This is a genomic window from Paractinoplanes bogorensis (assembly GCF_018829635.1).
Lineage (GTDB): Bacteria > Actinomycetota > Actinomycetes > Mycobacteriales > Micromonosporaceae > Actinoplanes > Actinoplanes bogorensis.
The window spans coordinates 19,983-28,812 of sequence record NZ_JAHKKG010000027.1 but is presented as its reverse complement, the minus strand read 5'-3'; the positions used below and the strand labels follow the sequence as shown (position 1 = coordinate 28,812).

Genomic DNA, 8,830 nt, shown 5'->3' with positions numbered 1-8,830 from the left:
CGTGCAGCCGAGCGTGCGGCCAGATGGCGGCTGACTGTGCACCACAGCCGTGCAGCCGGACGGATCGCCGGAGGTGCGCCAGAGGCGTGCGGCCGAACGGGCGGCTGAGTGTGCGCCACAGGCGTGCGGCCGAACGGCGGCTGGGTCACCCGCAACCCGGCTCCCGCTTCGACACAAGGCCTGACTAGATCCGGCGGCGCAGGTCCCGGCAGACCGACCTGAACATCTGCGGCCGGCCGTGGAAGTCCATCCCGCGCTCCCACAGCGAGGTGTTGAGTCGGGTCCCGTCGCGCAGCGTCAGCACGACGGCCCGGCCGGCCGGGATCCGCCAGTAGGCGACGTCCTCTACGCTCACTGCCCCGATCGCGCTCCACGGCACCGTGCGCGTGCGGAACACTCCGCGGATGCGCAGCGCGGCGTCGCTGAGATACAGACCCATCCGCGCGACCTGCCACGAGCCCACGGCCCAGGCCAGCCCGAACGTGACGGCCAGCAGCCAGGCCGCCACGCTCCCCAGTTCGAACAGCCGGACCGTGGTCCACTGCAGATAGGCCAGCCCGGCGGCCTCCCACGCGATGACGCCCCACCGCCCCGCGCTGGGCGGGTAGGCCCGCGCCCACTCCCCGTTCATGCTGCCCCGATCCGTCGGTCCCGATGCCGTCGCCGACTACTGACGGACCGGACGAGCCTTCCCGTCCGCATGGCAGACGCCCGCCCCGCCAGATCAGGTCGCCGCGCACCGACCGCTCGCGACGCACTCGCCCCGCGACTCGTCGGCCACCGGCTCCGGGTCCGCGACGAGATCCGACTGGTCTGCGACCGAGGCGTGCCCCAGCGACTCCGCCGCCACAGCGTGGTCCAGCGGCTCCACGGCCGGGGCAAGACCCGGTTGCTCCGCCGCCATGCCATGGCGCACCTGCTCCGCGGTCGCAGCGTGGCCCGGCGGCTCCGCGGCCGGGGCAAGACCCGGTTGCTCCGCGGCCATGGAATGGCGCACCTGCTCCGCGGCCGGAGCGTGAACCGGCTGTTCCGAGGCCGAGGGGAGGCCCGGCTGCGGAGCGGCCGGGGCGTGGCGCAGGGCCAGCGCCGTGATCAGCAGCGCGGTCAGCACGAAACCGGCCGCGACCAGGAACGCCAGCGTGTACCCGGCGTGCAGCGCCGCCGCCTCCGGCAGGCCGGACCGGGCGGCCGTGCGATCCGCGGCCACCGCGGCCAGCACCGACAGACCGAGCGCCCCACCCGCCTGCTGCGCCGTGTTGCTCAGGCCCGACACCATCCCGGTGTCGGCCGGCGCCGCCCCGGCCATGGCCAGCATGATGATCGACGGCACCGTGACCCCGACCCCGAGGCCCATCACGATCAGCGCCGGCAGCATGTCGGCCAGGTAGGACGGGCTCACCGGCATCCGCCCGAGCAACAGCAGCCCGGCGAACAGCAGCGTCAGGCCGCCGATCAGCACCGGCCGCGGCCCGAGACGCCCGGTCAGCCGCGGCGCCACGAACAGCGAGACCAGCCCGATCACGATCGGCGTGGGCAGGAAGGCCAGCCCGGTCCCGAGCGCGTCGTAGCCCATCACCCGCTGCACGAACAGCGCGTTCATGAACTGGAAGCCCATCCCGGTGGCGAACACCAGGATCACGGCGGCGTTCGCGGTCAGCAGCCAGCGGCGCCCGAGGATGCTCAGCGGAATCAGCGGGGTCCGGGCTGCACGCTGCCGGAACAGGAAGCCGCCGCTGAGGAGCAGGGCCGCCGCGCCGGCCAGGACATCCGTACGCACGATGGCGTAGACCCCGAGCGACAGACCGCCCGTGATCAGCACCGCGCCCGGCACGTCGAGCCCGCGCCCCAGCCCGAGACCCGTCTCGCGGGGCAGCAGACGGCGCCCGGCGATGTAGACGGCCACGCCGATCGGCACGTTGATCAGGAAGATGACCGGCCACCCGAGCGCGTCGGTCAGCATGCCGCCGAGCACGAACCCGGCCGCGGCCCCGCCCGCCTGCGTGAAGCTGTAGATGCCCATGGCCCGGGCCTGCGCCGCCGGTTCGGGAAAGAGCCGCACGATCATGCCGATCACGACCGCCGCCGCCAGCGCGCCACCCGCCCCCTGCACGAACCGGCCCGCGACCAACATCCCGGACGTCGGCGCGAACCCGCAGAGCAGGCTGGCCACGGTGAACAGGCCCAGCCCGGCCAGGAAGACCCGCCAGGCCCCGACCAGATCACCGAGCCGCCCGGCGAGCAGCAACAGCCCGGCGAACGCGATCAGATAGCCGTTGACCACCCACGACACCCCGGCGTCGGAGAACCCGAGATCACGCTGGATGTCCGGCACCGCGACCGCCACGATCGTGCTGTCCAGAACGATCATCAGGGACATCGCGCACAGCACCGCGAGCGCCCCCGCCCGACGACTCATCAAAGTAGTCATGCACCCGACCGTAACAGATAATCCGCTAACGGACGATCCGCATGCGGAGAATATGCGTTGACCGATGAAGAGTGGGAAAGCCTCGTTCTCCTGATGGCGGCGGAGCGCCGATCGGGCGAGGGCCGCGACGAACGGGTCGTCGCCGAGATGCGGCTCCAGCGCGACACCGCGAAAGCCGTGCTGGTGACGCTGCTGCCGACCGACGCCAAGGAAGCACTGGCCGGTCAGACCGGCCCGCCGTTCGGGTCGTCCCGGTTTGCGCCGCACCCGGAACCCGACCCGATGGGTTTCCGCGACACTGCGATCGTGATCGGCGTGGCGACCGCCGCCGCGATCGCCGCCGCACCCCTGGGCGCGTGGCTGGTGAAGGAGCTGACGGTGAACGCCCTCTTCGTCGGCGCCGCGACGAGGAAGCCCAGGCGCCGGCGGCCTCGCGCCGTCGCCGTCGGTCGCCGATTGGCCCGCCCAGCGACGAGGACATCAAGAAGGAGCAGCATGCGCTGGCCCGGCTCGACCGAGAACTATCCCGACTTCGACCCGGACAACGACCTGCCCACCATGTGACGCCCGGCAACAAGACCGCGAAAGCTTCAGACGGCGTCGGTGAGCAGGTCTCGCAGGACGACGATCGCGCGGTCCACGCCCTCGTCGTCGACGTCGAGGTGGGTGATGACCCGGGCCAGGTCGGGCAGCATGGGCGAGATCAGCACGCCCTGCTTCGCCGCCAGGTCGGTCAGCGCCGGCGCGTCCAGCGAGGACTTCGACAGGTCGATCATCACCAGGTTGGTGCGGACCTTCGCCAGGTCGACGACGCCCAGCGGGGCCAGCGCCTCGGCCAGCCGGCGGGCCCGGGCGTGGTCGTCGGCCAGCCGCTCGATGTGGTTCTCCAGCGCGTACTGCCCGGCCGCGGCCAGGATGCCGACCTGCCGCATGCCGCCGCCCATCCGCTTGCGCAGCACCCGGGCCTGCGCGATCCGCGAGTGGCTGCCCACGATCAGCGATCCGACCGGCGCCCCGAGTCCCTTCGAGAGGCAGACCGACAGCGTGTCGAACAGCGCGCCGTACGTGGCGAGAGGCACCCCGTCGGCCACGTGCGCGTGCCAGATCCGAGCTCCGTCGCAGTGGAGGGCAATGCCCGATTTGTCGGCCACGGAACGAAGCGACTCCAGAACCGGGAGCGGCACGACCGTACCGCCGCCAAGGTTATGGGTCTGCTCGACCGCGATGGCGCGCGTCGGCACCGACGGATAACCGAGCGGGCGGATCATCGCCCCGATCTGCTCGACGTCGAGGTCGGCGCCGACCGACGGCCACGTACGGGTGGTGATCCCCCCGATGGCCGCGGCCGCCCCCAGCTCATAGGTGACGACGTGTGCGTCCCCGCCGGCCAGCAACTCCGACCCCGGCTGCACGTGGAGTTGCAACGCGATCTGGTTGGCCATCGACCCGGACGGGGCGAACAGCGCCGCCTCATGCCCGAACAGGCCGGCGACATAGGACTCCAGCGAGTTGACCGTCGGGTCGTCCCCGAAGACGTCGTCGCCGACCTCAGCCGCGGCCATGGCCTGACGCATCAAAAGAGTGGGCCGGGTGACCGTGTCCGAACGGAAGTCAGCCACGAAGCATCTCCGCCACCAGGAACGCGAGCTCGAGGCTCTGCTGGGTGTTGAGCCGCGGGTCGCAGGCCGTCTCGTACCGGTCGGGCAGATCGAGATCCTCGATGCCCTGCGCCCCGCCCAGGCACTCGGTCACGTCTTCACCGGTCAGCTCGATGTGCAGGCCGCCCGGGTGGGTGCCGAGGCCGCGGTGCACCTCGAAGTAGCCGAGCACCTCGTCCACGATCCGGTCGAAGTGGCGGGTCTTGTAACCGTTGGACGACTCGTGCGTGTTGCCGTGCATCGGGTCGCACTGCCACACGACCTTGGCCCCGGACGCGTTGACCTTCTCGACGATCGGCGGCAGCGCCTCGCGGACCTTGCCGTTGCCCATCCGGCTGATCAGCGTGAGCCGGCCCGGAACGTTGTCGGGGTTGAGCTTCTCGCACAGCTCGATCGCGGTCTCGGGCGAGGTGCCGGGCCCGAGCTTCACCCCGATCGGGTTGGCGATCCGGCTGATGAAGTCGATGTGCGCGTGGTCGAGCTGGCGGGTGCGCTCGCCGATCCAGAGGAAATGACCGCTGAGCCCGTACGCCCGTCCGTCGCTGACCCGGGTCAGGGCGCGGTCGTACTCGAGCGCCAGCGCCTCGTGGGAGCAGTAGAGCGACACCGTCCGGAGGGCTTCGCTGTCGGTCATGCCGCAGGCGCGGATGAAGTCGAGGGCGCGGTCGATCTCGCGGGCGATGGCGTCGTAGCGTTCGCCGGCCGGCGAGGCGCGCACGAAGTCCTTGTTCCAGTCGTGCAGCCCGTGCAGGTCGGCCAGGCCGCCGGCCAGATAGGCGCGCAGCATGTTCATCGCGGCGGCCGAGTTCGCGTACGCGCGAATCATCCGCTGCGGGTCGGCCACGCGGGCCGCCTCGTTGGCGTCGAGCGAGTTGATCAGGTCGCCCCGGTAGGCGGGCAGGCCCAGCGAGTCGGTCGCCGACGAGCGGGGCTTGGTGTACTGCCCGGCGACCCGCGCGACCTTGACCACCGGCATCGAGGCCCCGTACGTCAGCACGACCGCCATCTGCAGCAGGGTGCGCGCGTTGGCCAGCAGGTGGCTCTCGGTGTTGTCGGCGAACGTCTCGGCGCAGTCGCCGCCCTGCAGCAGGAACGCCCGGCCCTCGCACACGTCGGCCAGTTTGACCCGCAGCTGGTCGACCTCGTAGGGCGCGACGATCGACGGGACGTTGTCGAGCACCTGGCAGACCGAGGCGACCTCGTCCATGTCGGCCCACGGCGGCATCTGCAACCGCGGCAGGCTGCGCCAGCGGTCGAGGCCGAGGGCCTCGTCCTCGGCCGAGTCGGTGGACGGGCGGGACGTCTGCAGGGACGGGTTGCCGACCCCCGGGTAGCTGAGCTGATGCCACTCTCGCTGCATGGGGGAAGCCTACGGAAGCGGGGCACCAGGCTTTCGCCGGGTGCCCCGCTTCTTATTACTGAGGAGATGCAGGCTTACAGGTTGTTCTTGATGGCCGTGATCAGCTCACCGTTGCTGGTGTCGCCGGAGAACTCCCAGAAGAAGGCTCCGCCGAGACCCTGCTGCTTCACGTACGCCATCTTCCCGGCGATGGTCGACGGGGTGTCGTAGCTCCACCAGTTGCTGCCGCACTTGGCGTACGCGGTGCCGCCGACCGTGCCCGTGGACGGGCAGCTGTTCTTGAGCACCTTGTAGTCCTCGATGCCGGCCTCGTAGGTGCCCGGCGCCGCGCCGGTCGCCGTGCCGCCCGGGGTGGCCTGGCTGACGCCGGTCCAGCCACGGCCGTAGAAGCCGATGCCGAGCAGCATCTTGCTGGCCGGGACGCCCTTGCTCTTCAGCTTCTGGATCGCCGCGTCGGACCAGAAGCCCTGCTGCGGGATGCCGGCGTACGAGTTGAGCGGCGAGTGCGGGGCGGTCGGGCCCTGCGGGGCGAACGCGCCGAAGTAGTCGTACGTCATCGGGAAGACCAGGTTCAGCTTCGAGATGCCGCCCGCGTAGTCGGCCGCGTCGAGCTTGCCACCGTTGGAGCCGTCGGCCGAGATGGCCGAGGTGACCAGGAAGCTGTTGCCGAACTTGTTCCGGACCGCGGTGATCACGTTGTTGTACGAGGCCGGGCCGGACGCGTCGCAGCTCAGGCCACAGGCGTTCGGGTACTCCCAGTCGAGGTCGATGCCGTCGAAGACGTCCGACCAGCGGGGGTCCTTGACCAGGTTGTAGCAGGAGTTGGCGAACGCGGTCGGGTTCGCGGCGGCCTGGGTGAAGCCACCGGACCAGGTCCAGCCGCCGAACGACCAGATCACCTTGATGTTCGGGTACGCCTTCTTGAGCTTGCGCAGCTGGTTGAACGAGCCGCGCAGCGCGCCGGTGTCCCAGGTGTCGGCGACGCCGTCGACGCTGTCGGCCGCGGTGTAGGCCTTGTCGTAGTCGGCGTACGCGTCACCGATCGAGCACTGGCCGCCGGTGGTGTTGCCGAACGCGTACAGCAGGTGGGTCAGCTTCGACGCCGAGCCGCTCGTCACCAGGTTCTTGACGTGGTAGTTGCGGCCGTAGACGCCCCACTCGGCGAAGTAGCCGACGACGTTCTTGCCGCTGGTGCCCGGCGGGGTCGTGGTCGGCGGCGTCGTCGGAGGCGTGGTCGGCGGGGTGGTGGGGGGCGTCGTCGGAGGCGTGGTGGGCGGGGTGGTGGGGGGCGTGGTGCCGCCGCCGCAGACTCCGTTGTCGATCCAGACGTCCCACTGTCCGCTGTGCGTGGCGGGCGACTCGTTCTGAGTCCACCACTTGGCGGTGTAGTTCTTGCCGTTCTGGGAGGACTGGTTGTCCTTGACGTAGACGGAGCTGGAGGACCACGCGGGGGCACAGGCCGCAGCAGCCGAGGCCTGGGAGGCGGGGATCGCGGCGGTGGCAGCCACCACTACGATCGCCGACACCCAGGTGGCGCGGCGGAGGGATTTCTGCACTGGGTCTCCTTTTAGAACAGTTAGGAAACTTTCCAAAAAGTTCGCTGAGGGAGACCGTAGTCACAGGTATTCACACTCGTCAAGATAGTGACGAGGGTTTCCGCAAAGGCTTAACTTTGTCGGGCGCACGGCTACGGGGTGCACACTGACGGATACTGCGCGTAGTCTGCCGTCATGACCATCTCCGACGTCGTTGTCCGATTGGCCGCACGCCGCCGATGAGTGTCCGGGTAATAGGAGTCGATGCGTACGCGCTCGGCTGGGTCGGTGTCGAGCTGCGCGACGGCGCGTTCGGCCGGGCCGTGCTGGCCTCCACGCTGTACGAGATCGTGGCCGGCAGTTCCGGCGCCTCGGTCATCGGGGTGGACATCCCGCTGGGCATGCTCCCCGACCGCTGGCGGGCGGCCGACACGCTCGCGGCCGATCAGCTGGGTCCCCGCCGCGGCAGTGTCTTCCGGGTGCCGCCGCGCGCGGTCTGGCAGGAGGGCGACTTCACGGCGGCCAACCGGCTCTGCCGCGAGCTGACCGGCGCCGGGCTGAGCCGGCAGTCGTGGGCGCTACGGCCCAAGCTGCTCGAGGCCAACGCGATCTGGGAACGGCATCCCGGCCTGCTGTTCGAGGCGCACCCCGAGGTCTCGTTCCGCACCATGGCGGGCGAGCCGTTGCAGTACGCCAAAAAGACGTGGACCGGGCAGGCGCGCCGGCGGGAGCTGCTGGCCCGCAACGGCATCGTGCTGCCCGACCAGATCGGACCGGCCGGTCAGGCTCCGCCGGACGACATCCTGGACGCGGCCGCCGTCGCCTGGTCGGCCCACCGGATGGCGACCGGGACGGCGTTGAGCCACCCCAGCCCGCCCGAGGAGAACAACGGCTCCAAGATCGCCATCTGGTACTGACCCCACCCGCCCTGGGGGCTGGCCAACGCTACGGCGCGAGCAAACGCAAATCCGGGTTGTCCACAGGCCACCGCCGGTGATCCTGCTGACAGTCTCAGCTCTTGGCGGTCATCTCACCGGCGATCGCGCGGGCCCGGTCGCGCGCGGCCTCGAGCGCCGTCAGGAACGCGGCGCGCAGCCCGTGCTTCTCGAGCTCGCGCAGCGCCGAGGCGGTGGTGCCGCCGGGCGAGGTGACCGACTCGCGCAGCTTGACGGGGTGCTCCCCCGAGTCGCGCAGCATGACCGCCGAGCCGACCGCGGTCTGCACGGCCAGCTCGTGGGCGACGTTGCGCGGCAGCCCGAGCAGGATGCCGGCGTCGATCATCGCCTCGACCAGCAGATAGAGGTAGGCCGGACCGGAACCCGACAGGGCGGTGACCGCGTCCTGCTGGCTCTCCGGCACCCGGAGCGTACGGCCGAGGGGCTGGAAGATCGTCTCGGTCAGCGCCAGGTGCTCGTCGGTCGCGTAGGGCCCCGGCGAGATCGCGGTCATCGCCTGGTCGACCAGGGCCGGGGTGTTGGTCATGACCCGCACGACCGGGATGCCACCGGGCAGCCGCTCGGCGAAGAAGCTGGTCGGCAGGCCGGCGCAGAGCGAGACGACCAGCCGGTCCGGCGGCACCTTCATGCCGAAGTCGTCGAGCAGCTTCGCCGCGTCCTGCGGCTTCACCGCGATCAGCAGCACGTCGGCCTGGGTGACCGCGGTCAGGTTGAGCACCGGGCGGATGCCGTAGCGCTCGGCCAGCTCGGCCGCGCGCTCGGGGCGCCGGGTGGTGGCCAGCAGCCGCTGGGCCGGCCAGCCCGAGCGCAGCAGGCCCGAGAGCACCAGCTCACCCAGCTTGCCCGCGCCGATCACGGCGACACTGTGCTCCGTCATACCCGCCCCTCACCAA

Annotated in this window: 8 protein-coding genes; 2 read left to right on the top strand and 6 right to left on the bottom strand. The window is 70.8% G+C overall.

Annotated features, from left to right (window positions below):
• Nucleotides 1-184: 184 nt before the first annotated feature.
• Complete coding sequence (locus tag KOI35_RS46490) at nucleotides 185-631, bottom strand: PH domain-containing protein (RefSeq protein WP_215796214.1); 447 nt, start codon at nucleotides 629-631, stop codon at nucleotides 185-187.
• A gap of 93 nt (nucleotides 632-724) precedes the next feature.
• Complete coding sequence (locus tag KOI35_RS48695; RefSeq protein WP_281420572.1) at nucleotides 725-2,428, bottom strand: MFS transporter; 1,704 nt, start codon at nucleotides 2,426-2,428, stop codon at nucleotides 725-727.
• Between the two features lie 57 nt (nucleotides 2,429-2,485).
• On the opposite strand from KOI35_RS48695, the gene KOI35_RS46480 reads away from it, so the two are divergent.
• Nucleotides 2,486-2,992, top strand: coding sequence for a hypothetical protein (locus tag KOI35_RS46480; protein WP_215796213.1), 507 nt, complete (start codon nucleotides 2,486-2,488; stop codon nucleotides 2,990-2,992).
• Nucleotides 2,993-3,018: 26 nt separating this feature from the next.
• Here the strand turns inward: KOI35_RS46480 and KOI35_RS46475 are convergent, their stop codons facing one another.
• From KOI35_RS46475 to KOI35_RS46465, 3 genes are all read right to left on the bottom strand, one after another.
• The gene (locus tag KOI35_RS46475; RefSeq protein WP_215796212.1) at nucleotides 3,019-4,047 is read right to left on the bottom strand and encodes a threonine aldolase family protein; all 1,029 of its coding nucleotides are present in this window, start codon (nucleotides 4,045-4,047) and stop codon (nucleotides 3,019-3,021) included.
• A complete protein-coding gene (locus KOI35_RS46470; RefSeq protein ID WP_215796211.1) occupies nucleotides 4,040-5,446 on the bottom strand; it encodes a class II 3-deoxy-7-phosphoheptulonate synthase in 1,407 nt (468 codons plus the stop codon). The genes KOI35_RS46475 and KOI35_RS46470 overlap by 8 nt, the downstream gene beginning before the upstream one ends.
• A gap of 74 nt (nucleotides 5,447-5,520) precedes the next feature.
• On the bottom strand, nucleotides 5,521-7,002 hold the full coding sequence (locus KOI35_RS46465; RefSeq protein ID WP_215796210.1) for a glycosyl hydrolase family 18 protein: 1,482 nt from the start codon (nucleotides 7,000-7,002) through the stop codon (nucleotides 5,521-5,523).
• A gap of 218 nt (nucleotides 7,003-7,220) precedes the next feature.
• On the opposite strand from KOI35_RS46465, the gene KOI35_RS46460 reads away from it, so the two are divergent.
• Nucleotides 7,221-7,898 (top strand): DUF429 domain-containing protein, encoded by a 678-nt coding sequence (locus KOI35_RS46460; protein ID WP_215796208.1) that lies wholly within the window; start codon nucleotides 7,221-7,223, stop codon nucleotides 7,896-7,898.
• A gap of 94 nt (nucleotides 7,899-7,992) precedes the next feature.
• Here KOI35_RS46460 and proC read toward each other — a convergent pair whose 3' ends face one another.
• Complete coding sequence (proC, locus tag KOI35_RS46455; RefSeq protein ID WP_215796207.1) at nucleotides 7,993-8,814, bottom strand: pyrroline-5-carboxylate reductase; 822 nt, start codon at nucleotides 8,812-8,814, stop codon at nucleotides 7,993-7,995.
• Nucleotides 8,815-8,830: the final 16 nt, after the last annotated feature.